Source organism: Pseudoxanthomonas winnipegensis (assembly GCF_004283755.1).
In the GTDB taxonomy this organism is placed as follows: Bacteria; Pseudomonadota; Gammaproteobacteria; order Xanthomonadales; family Xanthomonadaceae; genus Pseudoxanthomonas_A; species Pseudoxanthomonas_A winnipegensis.
On record NZ_SHMH01000009.1, the window covers coordinates 149,275 to 166,939 of the forward strand.

Annotated in this window: 18 protein-coding genes; 11 read left to right on the top strand and 7 right to left on the bottom strand. The window is 70.6% G+C overall.

What is annotated here, in order from left to right; translation table 11 throughout:
• Positions 1–337: 337 nt before the first annotated feature.
• Genes EAT51_RS17125 through EAT51_RS17140 form a run of 4 tightly spaced genes read right to left on the bottom strand, consistent with a single transcriptional unit; the run spans position 338 to position 3,026 of the window.
• A complete protein-coding gene (locus tag EAT51_RS17125; protein WP_130516426.1) occupies positions 338–1,501 on the bottom strand; it encodes a lactonase family protein in 1,164 nt (387 codons plus the stop codon).
• A gap of 9 nt (positions 1,502–1,510) precedes the next feature.
• Positions 1,511–1,990: a GNAT family N-acetyltransferase gene (locus EAT51_RS17130; RefSeq protein WP_130516424.1), complete on the bottom strand. Its 480-nt coding sequence runs from the start codon at positions 1,988–1,990 to the stop codon at positions 1,511–1,513.
• A complete protein-coding gene (gene rpe / locus EAT51_RS17135; RefSeq protein ID WP_130516422.1) occupies positions 1,987–2,658 on the bottom strand; it encodes a ribulose-phosphate 3-epimerase in 672 nt (223 codons plus the stop codon). Before rpe ends, EAT51_RS17130 begins: the two co-directional genes overlap by 4 nt.
• Before the next feature lie 26 nt (positions 2,659–2,684).
• Complete coding sequence (locus EAT51_RS17140; RefSeq protein WP_130516420.1) at positions 2,685–3,026, bottom strand: J domain-containing protein; 342 nt, start codon at positions 3,024–3,026, stop codon at positions 2,685–2,687.
• 369 nt (positions 3,027–3,395) lie between these two features.
• On the opposite strand from EAT51_RS17140, the gene EAT51_RS17145 reads away from it, so the two are divergent.
• The 5 genes from EAT51_RS17145 to EAT51_RS17165 all read left to right on the top strand — a co-directional run bounded on the left by EAT51_RS17145 (position 3,396) and on the right by EAT51_RS17165 (position 8,139).
• Positions 3,396–4,322: a phosphoribosylaminoimidazolesuccinocarboxamide synthase gene (locus EAT51_RS17145; RefSeq protein ID WP_130516418.1), complete on the top strand. Its 927-nt coding sequence runs from the start codon at positions 3,396–3,398 to the stop codon at positions 4,320–4,322.
• Positions 4,323–4,484: 162 nt separating this feature from the next.
• Positions 4,485–4,925, top strand: coding sequence for a hypothetical protein (locus EAT51_RS17150; RefSeq protein ID WP_425478231.1), 441 nt, complete (start codon positions 4,485–4,487; stop codon positions 4,923–4,925).
• 135 nt (positions 4,926–5,060) lie between these two features.
• On the top strand, positions 5,061–5,627 hold the full coding sequence (locus tag EAT51_RS17155) for a hypothetical protein (RefSeq protein ID WP_228257983.1): 567 nt from the start codon (positions 5,061–5,063) through the stop codon (positions 5,625–5,627).
• A 114-nt stretch (positions 5,628–5,741) separates the two neighbouring features.
• Positions 5,742–7,427, top strand: a complete 1,686-nt coding sequence (locus EAT51_RS17160; RefSeq protein WP_130516414.1) for a peptidoglycan-binding protein — start codon at positions 5,742–5,744, stop codon at positions 7,425–7,427.
• 229 nt (positions 7,428–7,656) lie between these two features.
• Positions 7,657–8,139, top strand: coding sequence for an Mpo1 family 2-hydroxy fatty acid dioxygenase (locus tag EAT51_RS17165; RefSeq protein ID WP_130528149.1), 483 nt, complete (start codon positions 7,657–7,659; stop codon positions 8,137–8,139).
• On the opposite strand, the gene EAT51_RS17170 is transcribed toward EAT51_RS17165, so the two are convergent.
• Positions 8,133–9,032 (bottom strand): NAD-dependent epimerase/dehydratase family protein, encoded by a 900-nt coding sequence (locus tag EAT51_RS17170; protein WP_130516410.1) that lies wholly within the window; start codon positions 9,030–9,032, stop codon positions 8,133–8,135. The two genes, EAT51_RS17165 and EAT51_RS17170, sit on opposite strands and share 7 nt — an antisense overlap.
• Before the next feature lie 349 nt (positions 9,033–9,381).
• Here EAT51_RS17170 and EAT51_RS17175 point away from each other — a divergent pair, with 349 nt between their 5' ends.
• From EAT51_RS17175 to EAT51_RS17200, 6 genes are read left to right on the top strand one after another with little or no spacing between them, the layout of a single operon-like run.
• Positions 9,382–12,210, top strand: a complete 2,829-nt coding sequence (locus EAT51_RS17175) for a monovalent cation/H+ antiporter subunit A (protein ID WP_130516408.1) — start codon at positions 9,382–9,384, stop codon at positions 12,208–12,210.
• A complete protein-coding gene (locus EAT51_RS17180; protein ID WP_130516406.1) occupies positions 12,210–12,578 on the top strand; it encodes a Na+/H+ antiporter subunit C in 369 nt (122 codons plus the stop codon). Before EAT51_RS17175 ends, EAT51_RS17180 begins: the two co-directional genes overlap by 1 nt.
• Positions 12,575–14,116 (top strand): monovalent cation/H+ antiporter subunit D, encoded by a 1,542-nt coding sequence (locus EAT51_RS17185; RefSeq protein ID WP_130516404.1) that lies wholly within the window; start codon positions 12,575–12,577, stop codon positions 14,114–14,116. Before EAT51_RS17180 ends, EAT51_RS17185 begins: the two co-directional genes overlap by 4 nt.
• A complete protein-coding gene (locus tag EAT51_RS17190) occupies positions 14,116–14,616 on the top strand; it encodes a Na+/H+ antiporter subunit E (protein WP_130516402.1) in 501 nt (166 codons plus the stop codon). The genes EAT51_RS17185 and EAT51_RS17190 overlap by 1 nt, the downstream gene beginning before the upstream one ends.
• Positions 14,613–14,897, top strand: a complete 285-nt coding sequence (locus EAT51_RS17195; RefSeq protein ID WP_130516400.1) for a K+/H+ antiporter subunit F — start codon at positions 14,613–14,615, stop codon at positions 14,895–14,897. The genes EAT51_RS17190 and EAT51_RS17195 overlap by 4 nt, the downstream gene beginning before the upstream one ends.
• Complete coding sequence (locus EAT51_RS17200) at positions 14,894–15,277, top strand: Na+/H+ antiporter subunit G (RefSeq protein ID WP_130516398.1); 384 nt, start codon at positions 14,894–14,896, stop codon at positions 15,275–15,277. Before EAT51_RS17195 ends, EAT51_RS17200 begins: the two co-directional genes overlap by 4 nt.
• Here EAT51_RS17200 and EAT51_RS17205 read toward each other — a convergent pair whose 3' ends face one another.
• The gene (locus EAT51_RS17205; protein ID WP_130516395.1) at positions 15,278–16,228 is read right to left on the bottom strand and encodes a sodium:calcium antiporter; all 951 of its coding nucleotides are present in this window, start codon (positions 16,226–16,228) and stop codon (positions 15,278–15,280) included. It lies immediately after the preceding gene.
• Positions 16,229–16,390: 162 nt separating this feature from the next.
• Positions 16,391–17,635, bottom strand: a complete 1,245-nt coding sequence (locus EAT51_RS17210; protein WP_130516393.1) for a DUF819 family protein — start codon at positions 17,633–17,635, stop codon at positions 16,391–16,393.
• Between the last annotated feature and the right edge of the window lie 30 nt (positions 17,636–17,665).

Consider the following 17,665-nt stretch of genomic DNA (forward strand, 5'->3'; position numbering starts at 1 on the left):
GCTAGCAGTCGCCGCGGCCTCCGGCTGTCATGTTCCCGTCAGATACGGCACGTAGCGTGGAAGGCCATAGCAGGGACGACGGAGGGAGGCAGGATCAGCCTCCAGTCTTCGCGGGAACCGCGCCGGGGCGACTCGACGCGGTTCTTTTTTTGTGTGCCGCCATAGGGCGGCATCTCCGGTTTGCGGGAGCAACTGCCTCCTCACATCCTGCCGCGGCCCTCCTGTAGAGCGGAGCTCGCTCCGCTGCCCTTCGTCCGGTTCGTGGGAAGGCCCCGGTGGAGGGTTTGTGGGAAAGCCCCAGCGGAGTGCCCAAGAGGGGATTGCCACAAGCTCCGCGCTACGGCCGCAGGAACTTCAGGTCCGACGGCGCCGCCACCTCAACGGTCTGCAGCGTCTTGCCGAGCTTGCCGGTGTGCAGGTCGCGCGCCAGCACCACGATCCGGTTGGCGCCCTGCACGGCGATCAGCAGGAAGCGCCCGGACGGATCGATGGCGAACTCGCGCGCCTGGCGGCCCTCGGTGGCGCGGCGCTGGATCAGCGTCAGCCCGCCATCGGCGCCGACCGCGAACACGGCCAGGTGGTCGTCGCCACCGCGGTTGATCGCGTACAGGAAGCGCCCGTCCGCCGACAGGTGCAGCGCGCCGCCGCCGTTGCCGCCGCTGAAGCCGGGCGCGAACAGGTTCACCACCTCGCGCAGCCGCAGCGCGCCCTGCGCGTCGACGTCCAGCACCGCCACCTGCCCGGCCATCTCCAGGGTCAGGTAGGCGTGCCTGCCGCTGGCGTCGAAGGTCAGGTGCCGCGGCCCGCTGCCCGGCGGCAGCGCCAGGAACGGGGTGGGCGCGGGCTGCAGCGGCCGTTCGGCGTTGACCTGCGGCGCATAGCGGTAGGCGTACACGCGATCGCCGCCCAGGTCGGAGGCATAGGCGGTCGCGCCGTCGGGCGAGAAGCCGACCCAGTGCACATGCGACGAACGCTGGCGCTCGGGATCCACGTGACTGGCCTGGTAGGTCAGCAGCTGGGTGACCGGCTGCAGCCGGCCCTGCGCATCGATCGGCAGGACCGCCAGCGATCCGCCCGGATGCGTGTCGACCGAGTAGTTGGCCACCAGCAGATAGCGCCCGTCCGGCGTCAGGCTGGCGTGGGTGGGATGGTCGCCGAGCGTGGAGACCTGGCCCTGCAGCGTCAGCCGATGCTGCGTGTCCAGGGCCAGCATCCCGGCACGGCCGACCGTGTCGCGCGCGCCCGGCCCGTTCTCGCTGACGGCGTACACGCGCGTCTGGTCGGGCGCGAGCACCAGCCAGGACGGGTTGTCCAGGCGCAGCGTCTGCCAGGGCTGCGCGTCCAGCCGGCCGCTGGCGGTATCGAAGCGATAGGCATACAGCCCCGGCGAGCCGCTGTCGGTATACGAACCGACCAGCAGATCCACCGACGCGGGCGCCGCTACCGCGGCCAGCGGCAGCGCGGCGATCGCCAGCATCGTGGCCTTGAGCAGATTGAACATGGTGCGCCCCTAGCCCTGTGCGAAGTCGGTCAGCGCCTGGCCATCCAGGCGATAGATGGTCCATTCGTCCATCGGCCGCGCGCCCACGGCGCGGTAGAAATCGATCGCCGGCTGGTTCCAGTCCAGCACCGACCACTCGAAGCGCCCGCAGTCCCTCTCCACCGCCAGCCGCGCCAGGTGGCGCAGCAGGGCCAGACCGGCGCCTTGGCCGCGCGCCTGCGGCCGCACGAACAGGTCCTCCAGATAGAGGCCATTGCGCCCCTTCCAGGTGGAGTAGTTGAAGAAGTACACCGCAAAGCCCAGCGCCACGCCGTCCTGCTCGCAGAGCACGCAATAGGCGGTGGCGCCCGCGTCGAACAGCGTGCGCCCCAGGTCGGCCTCGGTGGCCTGGACCGCGTGCGGCTCGCGCTCGTACTCGGCCAGCGCGCGGATCAGCTCCAGGATCAGCGGGATGTCCTCGCGCGTGGCGCTGCGGATGGACAGGCTCACTTCGCCCCCGCCACGGCCGCGCGCATCTGCGAGATCACCTGCGCATAGTCCGGGGCGTTGAAGATCGCCGAGCCGGCGACGAAGGTATCGGCACCGGCGGCGGCGATCTGGCCGATGTTGTCCACCTTCACCCCGCCGTCGATCTCCAAATGGATCCTGCGGCCGCTGACGTCGATGCGCTCGCGCACCGCGCGTAGCTTGTCCAGCGCCGAGGGAATGAAGGCCTGCCCGCCGAAGCCCGGATTGACCGACATCAGCAGCACCAGGTCCACCTCGTCCAGCACCCAGTCCAGCACGTCCAGCGAGGTGGCCGGATTGAGCACCACGCCGGCGGTGCAGCCGTGCGACTTGATCAGCTGGATCGTGCGGTGCACGTGGCGGCTGGCCTCGGGATGGAAGCTGATGTGGCTCGCGCCGGCCTTGGCGAAGTCCGGCACGACGCGGTCGACCGGCTCGACCATCAGGTGCACGTCGATCGGCGCGGTCACCCCGTACTTGCGCAGCGCCTCGCACACCATCGGGCCGATGGTCAGGTTGGGCACGTAGTGGTTGTCCATCACGTCGAAATGGATCCAGTCGGCGCCGGCGGCGAGCACGGCGTCGACCTCGGCGCCAAGCCGGGCGAAGTCGGCCGACAGGATGGACGGGGAAATGATGCAGTTGGACATGGCGGTCTGCCGGAAGAGGAAGGAGGTCAGGCGGCGCGCTTGCGGCGCAGCGTCTTGATGCGGTCGTAGGCGGCGTTGAGCTCGCGCGCGCGGGCCTCGGCACGGGCGCGCAGCTCGGGCGCGGCGCCGGCCAGGCGGTCGGGGTGGTACTGGGAGATCAGGCGGCGATAGGCCTGGTCGACTTCCGCATCGCTGGCGTCGCGGGTCAGGTCGAAGGCGCGGTACGGGTTGTCCCGCGACAGCTGGAACCAGTCCCGGTCGAAGGCATGGCCCAGCAGCAGTCCCACCAGCGCGCCGAACACCGGATTGGGGCGGAACAGCAGCGCGCCGGCGATGCCGCCCAGCAGTTTTCCGTACCAGCGATTCATCGGGAGGTCGGGCCTGCGGTGGGGAGGGAAGCGACATTTTACGGTAGGCGGCCCAAGGCCCGTCATCGATCCCCGGGTGGGTCGCGCCGTCCTTGCGCGTGCCCGGGGCAAGGAAGCGGGAGGGAGTGGACGTCCGTCCACGGCCGAGCCATGACGCAGTCTCCGGGTGCGCGCAAGGGCGGCCCTTCGGGTGGGCGCCGCAGGGCGGCGCCAACGCGGCCTGCCCGGGGATCGATGATGGGCCCTTGGCACCTGTCGCTTTGCGCGCAGGCGCGTACACTACGCGGCCCGCCGCCGCCTTAACCGGCGCGCCGGCACACGCAGCGAGCGGGGTTTCGAGCGCCTTTCGCCTCACGCCAGGAGTGCTGTGTGCCCACCACGCTGTTGCAAGCCGATCTGCCCGGTCTGACCCTGCGCCATCGCGGCAAGGTCCGCGACGTCTTCGACATCCCACGCGAACGCCTGCCGGCCAACGCCGCGCCCGGCGACTATCTGCTGATCGTCGCCACCGACCGCCTCTCCGCCTTCGACGTGGTCCTGCCCGACCCGATCCCCGGCAAGGGCGAGATGCTGTGCCAGATCTCCAATTTCTGGTTCGACAAGACCGCCCACCTGATGCCCAACCACCTGACCGGCATCGAGGTCGCCGACGTCCTGCCCGAGGGTGTGGACCCGGCGCTGTACGCCCGCCGCGCGGTGGTCACGCGCAAGCTCAAGCCGGTGCCGGTGGAAGCCATCGCCCGCGGCTATCTGATCGGCAGCGGCTGGAAGGACTACCAGCGCACCGGCAAGATCAGCGGCATCGAGCTGCCCGACGGCCTGCAGCAGGCGCAGAAGCTGCGCGAGCCGATCTTCACCCCCTCGACCAAGGCCGCGGTCGGCGACCACGACGAGAACATCGACTTCGACGCCATGGTCAAGTCCGTCGGCGGCGACCTGGCCGAGCGCGTGCGCGATGCGACCCTGCGCATCTACAGCTTCGCGGCCGAATATGCCGCCTCGCGCGGCATCCTGCTGGCCGACACCAAGTTCGAGTTCGGCACCGATGCCGACGGCCGCCTGTACATCATGGACGAGATGCTGACGCCGGATTCCTCGCGCTACTGGCCGGCCGACGAGTACCAGGTCGGCCTCAGCCCGCCCAGCTACGACAAGCAGATCGTGCGCGACTACCTGGAGACGCTGGACTGGGGCAAGACCGCGCCGGGCCCGGTGCTGCCGCCGGAAGTGATCGAGCGCACCCGCGCCCGCTACGCCGAGGCCCTGCTCAAGCTGGCCGACATCCGCCTGGACTGAACGGCGCCAAGCACCCCGCGCGCGACGCGGGGTGCGCTTCACAAACCTGGCCGCAGGCGCCGGGTATCCTCCGGCCCGATGACGCGCCCTGCCCGGGGGCGCCTTGTTCGCGATCAGGAGGATCCAGTGGTCTTCACCCGCACGCTCGTGCCCGTGTCCGCGCTGATTCTGGCGCTCGCCGCCTGCAAGCCGCAGGCGCCCGCCCCTGCTGCCGCGCCTGTCCCCGCTGCGCCAGCCGCGTCCGCCGCGGCCCCGGCCAACTGCCCCGATGCGGACTTCGACCACTTCGTACAGCGCTTCAGCGCCGACATCGCGGTCCAGGAAAAGGCCACGGCCGATCCGTTGACGATGATCCAGCTCGATCCGAACGCCCAGCCCGAACCTGCACCGGTGACCCGCCAGGTCCCGCTGGCCGAGGTCGAATGGCCGGTGATTCCCAACCTGGAGGCGGCCCGCAACGGCGGACGCGAGGTCGTGGTCTCCGACGAGGCCGGCGGACGCAAGGTGCTGGTGCGCACGCCGGACAGCGGCGACCAGCAGGTCTATTACTTCGCCCAGCGGCCCTGCTGGACCCTGGTGAAGGTGGACGACCAGTCGCTTTGAGTCGATGAATCGCTCGGACGCGCCATGGCAGAGGAGATCGGCCCGCTGGGCTTCGAGCAGTTCGACCCGCATGCCGGACGCCGCTGACCGTATGGCCTGCCTTCCCGTGACTCGCACCGCCAAGGAGGTGACCTGATGCGCCCCGCCCGCTCCATCCTGCCCGCCTTGGGCCTCACCTTGGTGCTGGCCGCCTGCGGCGGCAAGACGCCTTCCACGGACCATACCGCCGACACGCCGGTACAGGCTTCGGCTCCCTCACCCTCTCCCGCTTCGACCGAAGCGTCCGCACAAGGACAGAACGGCATGATCAAGGAATGCCCAGGCGCACGCCTGCACCTGGACGCGTTGCCTCGCCAGGACGGCGCCGCCTCCACCAAGACCCAGGTCGAGCTGGAACGCGACGGGCAACGCCAGACCCTGGCCGCGCCCCCCGAGATGAGCGACTACACCGCGGTGGGCCTGGGCTGTGCCGAAGACGGCAAGGGCGGCGCCTACTTCGTCGTGCAATACGGCGAACTGCCTTATGGCTGCGAGTTCTGCGAGTGGTTCTTCCTCTACGACGCCCAGGGCCGGCTGCTGAATCACGCGACTCCGCCGCTGCATGAGGAAGACGGCCAGCAGAGCCCGAACAACGACGAATACCAACACAAGCTCGAGGAGCTGGGACTCAAGCACCCGGAGGTGGTGCCCTACCCGTCCTGAGCTAAGGAAAGCTCACGCACCGCCATCCGGCGGCGCGTGGCCAACGCAGTACGCAGTACATGGAGCAGTACCCCTCCCAAGGAAGAATCCGTCTCATAGAAAGGAACGCACGACATGACCGACGACACGATCTACACCGAGATGGTGCAGCCCCGCGGGGCCGCCTATCGCAGCGACAGGATCAAACCCTGGAGCCACTACCGCGAACCCATCGACGCCGGCGATGGCCGTCTGCACGGCGAGTCGCGCCGATGGGGCGATGCCACCCCGCAGACCCAGTCCAGGGTGATCGACAACCTGATCGACGCTTCCCGCCAGGCCGGGCTGTCATCGCGCGAGACGGCCTATGTGCTGGCCATCGCCCGGGTCGAATCCGGCTTCAATCCGGATGCGGCCGCGGGGACCACCTCCGCGTCCGGGCTTGGCCAGTTCATCGACCGCACCGGTGGCCAGTACGGGCTCAACAACGCCAACCGCTTCGACGTGCGGACCCAGTCGCAGGCGCTGGTGCAGCACTTCATCGACAATCGGGACCTGGCGCGCAGCCGCGGCCACGGTGAGGACTACATCTACAAGTATCACCACGACGGCCCCAGCAAGGACTACGGCGGTCTCGGCCTGTCCCAGCGCGAGGTGGCGCCCTACCTGGACCGTTACGAGCGCTTCGTCGAACAGCGCCTGTCGCAGACCCAGACCCAGGGACACGCACCGACGCATGCGGCGCCCTCGCCCGCCTCCCACGCGCAAGGCCACGGCGGCTTCCAGCAGACGATGGAGCGCATGCTGCCGGGCCAGGGCGGTCAAGACCCCCACATCACGGGCAACTTCGGCGAGCATCGTGGCAAGGGGCCGCATGGCGGCACCGACTTCAACTACGAGGGCGGCCAGGCCGGCCGCAACCTGCGGCATCCGACCGTCCATTCGCCCATCGACGGCACGGTGACCTTCTCCGGCGGCCAGTACGGCACGGTGAAGATCCGCGACGCGCAGGGCAACTCGCACGAGATCCTGCATCTGGATTCGCGCTCGGTGAAGGAGGGCCAGGTCGTGCGCGCCGGCGATCCGATCGGCACGATGGGCGGGCGCGGACCCGAAGGCGCCGGCCAATATGCCCAGCACGTGCACTACCAGCTGCGCGATCCGCAGGGCCATCTGATCAGCCCGCAGACGTTCTGGGATCGCCATGCGCCGACACAGACCACGTCCGCGCCGACCTCGACCGCGGCACCGCATCGTGGCGCCGGTGCCGAGGTGCTCCAGCACGGCGACCACGGCCCGAACGTGCGCGCCCTGCAGCAGCAGCTCAACACGTTGGGCGTGCGGGACGAACACGGGCGGCGCTTGGCCGAGGACGGCAAGTTCGGCACGCATACGCAGGCGGCGGTGGAGCGGCTGCAGCGCACGCACGGGATCGCGGTGGATGGCGAGGTCGGGCCGGACACGCGCCGGGCGCTGGCGGCACGCCCGGCGATCGCGACGCCGGGGCTGGACCAGGCCTCGCATCCGGACCACCGGCTGTACGCGGCCATCCGTGCCCAGGTGCCGGCGCCTTATTCGAACGAGCTGGCCGCGCATATCACCGTGCAGGCCAAGCAGCACGGCATCGATACGCCGGAGAAGGTCGGCGGGGTGGCGGTGCAGGACGGCAAGGCTTACGTCGTGGGCACCACGCCGGGCTTTCGCGCCACGGTGGATCTGGCGCAGCCGCCGAGCTTCGAGCACAGCAGTCAGCAGTTGCTGGCGCAGCAGCGGGCGGCTCCGGTCGTCGAGCCGACGCCGGTGGTGGCGATGCAGCGGTGATGGTTGGCGGGGTTGGCGAGGCGGCGTTCGGTTGGGGCCGCGCGTAGCTGAGGCAACCCCCTCCCAGCCTCCCCCTGCTTCGCAAGGGGAGGGGCCAACGCGCCGCGCTTTCGTAAGAAGGCGCGGCGCTTTTGTTTGCGTTCGCGTCGATTTCGCGGCGCAGCATGCCGCCCGCTGGGTGCGGCGGCGGGCGGCGGGCTATGCTGTCGGTCTTCCTGGGAGGGACCCGATGCAGCACGTCGACGCGCAACGTCCGATCGATCGGTGGTTCGCGAACTACTCGCAAGACCACCGCAATCTCACCAACCAGGCGATCCACGTCGTCGCGGTGCCGGCGATCCTGTGGTCGGTGATCGCGCTGCTGTGGTGCATCCCGGTGCAGGCCACCTGGTTCCGCGGCGGGGTGTGGGCGGGCCTGGCGATGTTCTGCGCGTGGATGTATTACAACCGGCTCTCGCGGTCGATCGGCTACGGGATGTTCGTGGTGTTCTTCACCATGGGCTGCGTGTGCCGGCTGATCAGCCAGCGCGCGGGCACCGAGGTGCTGCTGTGGAGCGCGGCGAGCGTGTTCGTGGTGGCGTGGATCGCGCAGTTCGTCGGCCACAAGATCGAGGGCCGCAAGCCCAGCTTCCTCACCGACCTGTCCTACCTGCTGATCGGCCCGATCTGGGTGCTGGCCAAGTTCTACCGGAAGATGGGCTGGCGCTACTGACCCAGCATCGCCGCGGTCGGCGCGAAGCCGCGCGGCGCATAGCCGAAGTCCCGCCGCGCGGGCGCGGCGTCGAACACCAGGTCCTGGCGCATGCGCGCCACCGCGGCGGGGTTGAGCGAACGCGCCACGCCCAGCGCCTGCGCCGTGCGCACCGCCAGGGCGAACAGCGGCGGCGGCAGTTCCAGCAGCCGCGCCGGCGGCGACATCGCCGCCAGCGTGCGCGCCACCATCTCGCGATAGGTCAGCGTCTCGCCGCCGGGCAGCGCGTAGGCCTGGCCGGCGCTGGCCGCCGCGTCGCAGGCGGCCAGCGCCGCATCGGCCAGATCGTCCACGTGCACCGGCTGGCGCAGGCCGCCGGTGGCGCCGCGCGGCAGCGGGAAGCAGCGCAGCTGCCGCGCCAGCGCCGCGATCCGGGTCAGCGAGGCATCGCGACCGGCGCCGTAGACCAGCGTGGGCCGCAGCAGGGTGGCCTGCGCGCCGCGCGCGGCGGCCGCGGCGAACACCGCGGCCTCGGCATCGCGCAGGCGCGCGGCCAGGTCGCGCTCGTGCGCGTCGACGGAGGTCTGCTTGGTGCCCAGGCTGGTCGAGCCGAAGGCCACCACGCGCGGCGCGATCAGCGCGCTGCCCACATACCAGCGCGCGAAGTGGTCCAGCGGCCCGGCGCTGAAGATCGCATCGACACGATCGGGCAGTGCGGGCATCGTCGCCAGGTCGCCGGCCAGCCATTGCACGCGCTCGCGCGCCGGCTGCCCGTGGCGCGAGACCGCCAGCACCGACCAGCCGCGCGCGACCAGCCGGTCCAGCAGCGCCTGGCCGATCTGGCCGCTGCCGCCCAGCACCAGGGCGACGCGGGCGGGGGAAGACGACACGGCGGCAGCGACAGACGCAGTCATCCGCACAGGATAGGCCAGCACGCCGCACTCGCGTCGCCGCGCGCACTCCCGCGACGCGAGGGCCTGTCAATCCTCTGCAGATCGCGCCGCGAGGGCGGCTCTTCGGGTTGGCGCTGCAAGCCCCCTCTTCTCCCCGCGCGGCTCGACCCCGCCTTTGCGAGGGCGGAACTCTGACGACCAGTCAGGCCTACCCGACGCAACGCAAACCTGCCGGCCTTGCAGCACTAAGGCCGGCAGCCCGGGGATCGATCGCAGGTCCTCGCTGACCACGATGACCCGACAGTCAGCGGCCCGCTCACGCCGCCGCTGTTATCGTGATGGCCTGCTCGCGAATGGCTGCATTCCCTGCATGCCCCACCTCCTCCTTCCCCTGCTCGCCCTGCCCTTCGTCATGGCGGCGATCGTGGCGGCGGCCCATTGCCTGCCGCGCACGGCGCTGGCGTGGCTGGCCGCGCTGGCGCCGCTGGGCGGCCTGGCGCTGCTGGCGGCGATGGCGCCGGCCATCCTCGATGGACAGGTGCTGCACGACCGGCACGCCTGGCTGCCGCGCATCGGCCTGGAGTTCACGCTGCGCGTGGACGGCTTCGCCTGGATGTTCGCGCTGCTGGTGCTGACCATCGGCGCGCTGGTGGTGATGTATGCGCGCTATTACCTCAGCGAGCGCGACTCGGTGCCGCGTTTCCTGGCCTTCCTGCTGCTGTTCATGGGCGCGATGCTGGGCGTGGTGGTGTCCGGCAACCTGTTGCTGCTGTGCGTGTTCTGGGAACTGACCAGCCTGACCTCGTTCCTGCTGATCGGCTTCTGGACGCATCGCAAGGATGCGCGCGAAGGCGCGCGCATGGCGCTGGTGGTGACCGGCGGTGGCGGCCTGGCGCTGCTGGGCGGCGTGCTGCTGATCGGCCGCATCGTCGGCAGCTTCGACCTGGACACGGTGCTGGGCGCCGGCGACACGCTGCGCGCCAGTGCGCTGTATCCATGGGCGCTGTTCCTGGTGCTGGGCGGCATCCTGACCAAGAGCGCGCAGTTCCCGTTCCACTTCTGGCTGCCGCAGGCCATGGCCGCGCCGACGCCGGTCTCGGCCTATCTGCACTCGGCCACGATGGTGAAGGCCGGCGTGTTCCTGCTGGCGCGCCTGCACCCGGCGCTGGCGGGGACGGACCTGTTCTTCTACACGGTCAGCACCATCGGCGCGGTCACCCTGCTGCTGGGCGCGTGGTATGCGATCTTCCAGCACGATCTGAAGGGTCTGCTGGCGTATTCGACCATCTCGCACCTGGGCCTGATCACGATGCTGTTCGGCCTGTCCACGCCGCTGGCGGTGGTGGCCGGCGTGTTCCACATCCTCAACCACGCGGTGTTCAAGGCCTCGCTGTTCATGGCCGCCGGCATCATCGACCACGAGACCGGCACGCGCGACATCCGCCGGCTGGGCGGGCTGCGCCGGCTGATGCCCTTCACCAGCACGCTGGCGATCGTGGCCTCGCTGTCGATGGCCGGTATCCCGCTGCTCAACGGCTTTCTGTCCAAGGAAATGTTCTTCGCCGCGGCGCTGGAGACCCCGGCGCCGGCGCCGATGCGCGTGTTCACCGGCGTGGCCGCGCTGCTGGCCGGTGTGCTGGGCGTGGCCTACAGCCTGCGCTTCGTCTACGAGACCTTCTTCGGCGACGGTCCGCGCGACCTCGAAGTCACCCCACACGAGCCGCCGCGCTGGATGAAGATCCCCGTCGAGGTGCTGGTGGTGCTGTGCGTGGCGGTGGGCATCTTCCCGGCGCTGACCGTGGCGCGGCTGCTGCACGCCGGCGTCTACGCCATCCTGGGCCCGGCCACGCCCGACTACAGCCTGGCGGTGTGGCACGGCCTGAACTGGCCGCTGGCGATGAGCCTGGCCGGCGTGGTCGGCGGCGTGGCGCTGTATCTGGGGCTGGCGCGGTTGCTGGATCTGCACGCGGTGGTGACCCGGGCGATCGGGCGCGACCTGTTCAGGCGGCATCTGGAGCTGCTGTTCGTCGCCGGCAACCGCATCAGCACGCGCCTGGCCAACAACAGTCTGCAGCGCAGCCTGCTGATGCTGGTGCTGGTGGCCATCGCCGCGGCCGCGGTGCCGCTGTGGCGCGACGGCCTGGCGCTGTCGCTGGCCGGGGTGCAGCCGCTGCCGCTGCTGGGCGCGCTGGTGTGGGTGGTGATGATCGCCGCCGCGCTCGGCGCGGTGCGCCTGCATCGCCAGCGCCTGCTGGCGGCGATCGTGCTGAGCGCGGCGGGGCTGATGATCAGCCTGACCTTCGTGCTGCTATCGGCGCCGGACCTGGCCCTGACCCAGCTGCTGGTGGAGATGGTGACCCTGGTGCTGATGATGCTGGCGCTGAACTACCTGCCCGAGACCAGCCCGCCCGAAGCTTCCCGCTGGCGCAAGTGGCGCGATGCGCTGATCGCCTGTGTGGCCGGCGCGGGCCTGGCGGTGCTGGCCTACGCGATGATGACCCGGCCCGCGGACACCGTCGCCGGCGAGCTGCTGACGCGCGCCCTGCCGGAGGCCTATGGCCGCAACGTGGTCAACGTGACGCTGGTGGATTTCCGCGGCTTCGACACCTTCGGCGAGATCACCGTGTTCGCCATCGCCGCGCTGGTGGTGCATGCCTGCCTGCGCCGCGCGCGCATGGCGCCCGAGCGCCTGATCGCCGGCGACCCGGTGCAGCTGCCGGTGCCGGCCGACCTGACCCAGATCCTGTTCCCGCTGATCCTGACCGTGTCGATCTTCCTGTTCCTGCGCGGCCACAACGCGCCCGGCGGAGGCTTCATTGCCGGGCTGGTGCTGGCCGTGCCGCTGCTGATGCAGTACGTCATCCAGGGCGCGGCCTCGGTCGAGTCGCGCTTCGGCTTCGATTACATCCGCCTGATCGGGCTCGGCCTGGTGCTGGCGGTGCTGAGCGGGCTGGCGTCGCTGCTGTTCGGCGTGCCCTTCCTCACCAGCGGCCACCTGGACCTGCAGCTGCCGCTGATCGGGCATGTGCCCCTGGCCAGTGCGCTGGGCTTCGACACCGGCGTGTATCTGGTGGTGTTCGGCGGGGCGATGCTGATGCTCTCGATGCTGGGCACCATCCGCGGTTCGAGCCGCCGCCGGGCCCAGCGCAAGCCGCTGGACCCGGACCGCCGCTCGCCCAGCACCGGAGGCCGCGCCTGATGGAACTCGCCCTGGCCAGCGCCATCGGCATCCTCGCCGCCGCCGGCATCTGGCTGATGCTGCGCGCGCGCACCTTCGATGTGATCCTGGGCCTGACCCTGCTGTCCTATGCCACCAACCTGCTGATCTTCGCCGGCGGGCGGCTGCGGCCGGGCCAGCCGCCTGTGCTGGTGGACGGCCAGCCGGCCGACCTGGCGCACTACACCGATCCGCTGCCGCAGGCGCTGGTGCTGACCGCGATCGTGATCGCCTTCGCCATGACCGCGGTCAGCCTGGTGCTGGCCATGCGCAGCCGCGCCGACAACCACAGCGACCATGTCGATGCGCACGATGCCGCGCCCGAGCCGCCGCGGGAGCCTGGCGCATGAGCCATCTGTTGCTGTGGCCGATCGTGCTGCCGCTGCTGGGCGCGGCGCTGGCGCTGTTCCTCGAACACCGGCGCTTCGGCTGGGCGGCGCGACGCTGGGCGGCGTGGGGGATGCTGGCACTGCAGGGCGTGGCGGTGGCGGCCGTGGTCGCGCGCGTGGCCGACGGCGAGGTGGTCGCCTACCTGCTCGGCGACTGGCCGGCGCGGCTGGGCATCGCGCTGATGGCCGACCGGCTGTCGGGCTGGATGCTGGCGGTGACCTGGCTGCTGGGCGTGGCCTGCCTGCTGCACGCCTGCGGCGGCTGGGACCGGCGCGCGCCGCATTTCCATGCCTTCTTCCAGCTGCAGCTGATGGGGCTCAACGGCGCCTTCCTCACCGGCGATGTGTTCAATCTGTTCGTGTTCTTCGAGGTGATGCTGAGCGCCAGCTACGGCCTGCTGGCCAGCGGTGGGCGCGGGCTGCGCCTGCGCGGGGCGTTCCACTACGTGGCCTTCAACGTCGCCGCCTCGGCGGTGTTCCTGATCGCACTGGGGCTGATCTACGGGCTGCTCGGTTCGCTCAACATGGCCGAGCTCTCCGCGCGCATCGGCCAGGTGCCGCCGGCGCAGGCCGGGCTGGTCAAGGCCGCCTTCGGCCTGCTGCTGGTGGTGTTCTGCGCCAAGGCCGCGCTGCTGCCGCTGTACCTGTGGCTGCCGGAGACCTATGCGCGCGCGCCGGCGGCGGTGGCGGCGCTGTTCGCGGTGATGACCAAGGTCGGCCTGTATGCGGTGCTGCGGGTCAGCACCCTGCTGCTGGGCGCGCAGGCCGGGCTGCTGGCCGGCTTCGCCCGCCCCGCGCTGCTGTGGCTGGGCGCCGGCACGCTGCTGATGGCCGCGCTGGGCGTGCTGGGCTCGGCACGGCTGCGGCTGATGATCGGCTATCTGGTGATCTGGTCGGCGGCCACGCTGTTCGTGGCCTTCGCCCTGGGCCAGGCGCAGACCATCGGCGCGGGGCTGTACTACCTGGCGCACAGCACCTTCGTGGCGGCCGCGCTGTTCCTGATCGCCGACCTTATCCGCCGCCGCCGCGGCACGGCCGGCGACGACAAGTCGATCATCGCCGCCCTGCCCGGGCGCGCGGTGCCGGGCACGCTGTTCCTGATCGCCGCGGTCTCGGCCGCGGGCCTGCCGCCGCTGTCTGGCTTTCTGGCCAAGGCCGCGCTGCTCTCGGCGGTGCCGACGGCGCAGACGCCGCTGGTATGGAGCGTGGTGCTGCTCTCCAGCCTGCTGGTGATCATCGGCCTCAGCCGCGCCGGCGTGCGCCTGTTCTGGCGCCTGCCCGCGCAGGTGGAGCAGGCCGAATGCGAACAGCCCGTGCCCGCCCGCGCCCGGCCGCAGGAGACCTGGGCCACGGTGCTGCTGCTGGCCTTCGGCGTGGCGATGACGGCCTTCGCCGCGCCGCTGATGCGCTACACCGACGCGACCGGGCAACAGCTGCTGGACGCGGCCGGCTATACCGACCAGCTGCGCGCGGCGCCGTCCGTGCTGAGGGCGCCGTGATGGGCGCGCGCCTGCTGCGCTGGCTGACCCCGTCCTGGCCGCTGAGCCTGTGCGTGATCGCGTTCTGGCTGCTGATGACCGACAGCTACAGCGCGGCGCAGTTCGCGCTGGCCCTGCTGCTGGGCTGGCTGATCCCGCGCTTCGCCGCGCGCCTGGACCGCGAGTACGCGCGCATCGGCTCGCTGCGGCCGGTGCCGCGCATGCTGTGCGTGGTGGCCTGGGACATCCTGCGCTCCAACATGATCGTCGCCATGCAGGTGCTCGGCCCCGAGCGCCGGCTGCATCCGGGCTTCATCTGGATCCCGCTGGACATCCAGAACCTGCACGGCATCGCCGCGCTGACCAGCATGATCACCCTGACCCCCGGCACGGTCTCGGCCGCGCTGACCGACGACCGCCGCTACCTGCTCGTCCACATGCTGGACATGCGCAGCGCACAGGAAGCGATCGACAACATCAAGACCCGCTACGAAAAACCGCTGATGGAGATCTTTCCATGACCGCACATCTGTTCTTCGAGCACACCATCGTGGCCTGCCTGGTGGCCATCGGCGTGTCCGCGCTGCTGTGCCTGTGGCGTCTGCTGCGCGGGCCCACGGTGGCCGACCGCATCCTGGCGCTGGACACGCTGTCGGTGACCTTCATCGCGGCGCTGATGCTGCTGGGCATGCATCTGGACAGCCCGGTGTACTTCGAGGCGGCGCTGGTGGTGGCGATGCTGGGCTTCAGCAGCACGGTGGTGCTGTGCAAGTTCGTGCTGCGCCGGGACGTGTTCGAATGATCGACCTCTTCCGCGTGCTGCTGGCGCTGGTGCTGATCGCCGGCACGGCCTTCATCCTGATCGGCGCGCTGGGCCTGGTGCGGCTGTCGGACTTCTTCCGGCGCGTGCATGCGCCCACGCTGGGCAGCACGCTGGGCGTGGGCTGCGTGCTGATCGCCTCGGTCGGCTATCACCTGGTGCTGGGCCAGGACCCGCAGCCGCGCGAGTTGCTGATCACCGCATTCCTGTTCATCACCGCGCCGATCAGCGCGCACCTGATGAGCAAGGCGGCGCTGTCGCTGATGACCCATGCCCGGCCGGTGCCGCCGAAGGACACGCGGATCTCGCCGCAGGTCACCCGGCCCCAGGCGCCGCAGGACGAGGACGACGCGCCGCGCTGATCAGCGCAGCCAGGCCAGTTCCAGCGCCACCCAGGCGCAGAAGGCCAGCAGCAGCACGGCCGCCTCGCCGCGGCTGACGCGCGCATCGCCGCGCAGCATCGGCACCAGCACGATGGCCATGACGATGGCCGCGGGCAGCTCCAGCTTCACGAACGAGGCCGGCAACGACAGCGGCGCGATCAGGGCCATGCCGCCCACCACCAGCAGCAGATTGCACACGCTGGAGCCGATCACGTGGCCCAGCACCATGTCGCCCTGCCCGCGGCGCGCGGCGGCGATGGCCGCGGCGATCTCCGGCAGCGCCGTGCCGATGGCCACCGGCAGCAGGCCGGCCATCAGCGGGGTCAGGCCCAGCGCCGGGGCCAGCGTGCCCATCGACACCACCACATCGCGCGCGCCGTAGCCCAGCAGCACCACGCCGATCAGCAGCCGCAGCAGGTTGAGCCAGGTCACGGTGCGGGTGGCGGCGTAGGCCTCCACCGGCGCGCGCACCTCGGGCGCCTCGGCGCGCCCGCGCACGATCACCTTCACCACGACCAGCACGAAGCCGAGCAGCAGCAGGCCGCCCTCGAGCCGGTTCAGCCGCCCGTCCAGGCCGAACACCATCACCAGCAGCGAGGCGATCACCAGCACCCACAGCAGCGGGGTGAGCAGGCGCAGGCGCACCTGCACGCTGGCGAACAGGGCCGCCAGCGGCAGGGTCAGGCCCAGATTGACCAGATTGCTGCCGACCGCATTGCCCAGCGCCAGCGACGGCGTGCCGCGCAGCAGCGCCGCGCCGTTGACGAACAGCTCCGGCAGCGAGGTGCCGAAGGCCAGCAGCAACAGCCCGGCGGTGAACGGCGACAGCCCGGCCCGCTGCGCGATGCCCGACACGCCCTTGACCAGCGTGTCGCCGCCCAGCGCCAGCAGCACCAGGCCCAGCACGAACAAACCCCAGCCCTCGACCATCGCACCGCCCCGCTCGGATGAGTGAGGGGATTCTAGGGCCTGCCATCGATTCGCGTGTAGGTCGCCGGGAAACAGCGGTCAAGCGTGGGAACACGCGCAAGGCCGAAGATGCCGGGTTGCCGCCTTCGCGGAATGACGGTGGACGCGCGCGGTCGCCCAGGCTCAGCCCGCGCCGGCCATCGCGCGCAGGCCGATGCCGACCAGATAGGCCAGCACCGTGCCGGTGGCATAGCCCAGCGTGCCCAGCAGCGCGCCGACCGGTGCCAGCGCCGGATGGAACACCGCCGCCACCACCGGCGCCGAGGCCGGCCCGCCGATATTGCTCTGCGAGCCGATGGCGAAATAGAAGAACGGCACCTTCAGCAGCCGGCCCAGCAGCCACAGCAGCACGATGTGCACGGCGATCCACAGCACGCCCAGCACGAACAGCCAGGGCCGGCCGAGCAGCGCGGCGATGTCCATCTGCATGCCGATGCAGGCGATCAGCACGTACAGCAGCAGCGTGCCGATCTTCGAGGCGCCAACGCCGTCGAGCTGGCGCGCGCGGGTGAAGCTCAGCGCCAGCCCGGCGAAGGTGGCCAGCAGCACCACCCACACATACGGCGAATCCAGGCTGGCCGCGTGCGCCCACGGATACGGCGCGAACAGGCCCGCCAGCGGCGGCGACACCGCGTGCGCCAGGCCGACCACGCCGAAGGCCAGGCCGATGATCAGCATGTAGTCGGTCAGCGTGGGGATGCGCGCGTGCTGGGCGCTGTAGTCGGCCAGGCGCGCCTTGAGCGCGTCGATGGCCGCGGTGTCGGCGCCCGAGCGCGCATCGATGGCCTTGGCACGCCCGGCCAGGAAGATCAGCACCGCCATCCACACATAGCCCACGCCCACATCGAGCACCACGAACTGGCCGAAGGTGGTCTCGTCGACCTGGAAGATCTCCTTCATCGCGACCATGTTGGCGCCGCCGCCGATCCAGCTGCCGGCCAGCGCCGCCATGCCGCCCCAGGTATCGCCGGCGGTGGTCGCCGGATGCGCGTGCTGCATCACCCAGAAGGCGAAGAACGCGCCGAGCATGATGCTGAAGGACGAACCGAAGTACATCGCGAGCAGCTTCCAGCCCAGCCCCATGACCGCCTTGAGGTCGATGGTCAGGGTCAGCAGCACCAGCGCGGCCGGCAGCAGCACGCGGCTGGCGACCGGGTTGTAGAGCTGGCTGCCGGCGCCGTCGATCACGCCGAGCGAGTTGAAGATGCCGGGGATGAAATAGCACAGCAGCAGCGGCGGCACGATGCCGTAGAACTTCTGCCAGACGCCCTTGAGCGAGGCGGTCCAGAACACGAACGCCAGCGTGGCGGCGATCAGGCCGAACAGCACGATGTCGGACTGGATCAGGGCGGTGTGGGTCTCAGGCATGAAGCAATTCCAGCGGCCGCGCAGGCCAGT

Bases quoted from the DNA above. Each gene is read 5' to 3' on its own strand.
- EAT51_RS17125 (WP_130516426.1), bottom strand. From the start codon at position 1,501: ATGTTCAATCTGCTCAAGGCCACGATGCTGGCGATCGCCGCGCTGCCG.
- rpe (WP_130516422.1), bottom strand. From the start codon at position 2,658: ATGTCCAACTGCATCATTTCCCCGTCCATCCTGTCGGCCGACTTCGCC.
- EAT51_RS17140 (WP_130516420.1), bottom strand. From the start codon at position 3,026: ATGAATCGCTGGTACGGAAAACTGCTGGGCGGCATCGCCGGCGCGCTG.
- EAT51_RS17155 (WP_228257983.1), top strand. From the start codon at position 5,061: ATGCGCCCCGCCCGCTCCATCCTGCCCGCCTTGGGCCTCACCTTGGTG.
- EAT51_RS17160 (WP_130516414.1), top strand. From the start codon at position 5,742: ATGACCGACGACACGATCTACACCGAGATGGTGCAGCCCCGCGGGGCC.
- EAT51_RS17165 (WP_130528149.1), top strand. From the start codon at position 7,657: ATGCAGCACGTCGACGCGCAACGTCCGATCGATCGGTGGTTCGCGAAC.
- EAT51_RS17170 (WP_130516410.1), bottom strand. From the start codon at position 9,032: ATGACTGCGTCTGTCGCTGCCGCCGTGTCGTCTTCCCCCGCCCGCGTC.
- EAT51_RS17175 (WP_130516408.1), top strand. From the start codon at position 9,382: ATGCCCCACCTCCTCCTTCCCCTGCTCGCCCTGCCCTTCGTCATGGCG.
- EAT51_RS17180 (WP_130516406.1), top strand. From the start codon at position 12,210: ATGGAACTCGCCCTGGCCAGCGCCATCGGCATCCTCGCCGCCGCCGGC.
- EAT51_RS17185 (WP_130516404.1), top strand. From the start codon at position 12,575: ATGAGCCATCTGTTGCTGTGGCCGATCGTGCTGCCGCTGCTGGGCGCG.
- EAT51_RS17190 (WP_130516402.1), top strand. From the start codon at position 14,116: ATGGGCGCGCGCCTGCTGCGCTGGCTGACCCCGTCCTGGCCGCTGAGC.
- EAT51_RS17195 (WP_130516400.1), top strand. From the start codon at position 14,613: ATGACCGCACATCTGTTCTTCGAGCACACCATCGTGGCCTGCCTGGTG.
- EAT51_RS17200 (WP_130516398.1), top strand. From the start codon at position 14,894: ATGATCGACCTCTTCCGCGTGCTGCTGGCGCTGGTGCTGATCGCCGGC.
- EAT51_RS17205 (WP_130516395.1), bottom strand. From the start codon at position 16,228: ATGGTCGAGGGCTGGGGTTTGTTCGTGCTGGGCCTGGTGCTGCTGGCG.
- EAT51_RS17210 (WP_130516393.1), bottom strand. From the start codon at position 17,635: ATGCCTGAGACCCACACCGCCCTGATCCAGTCCGACATCGTGCTGTTC.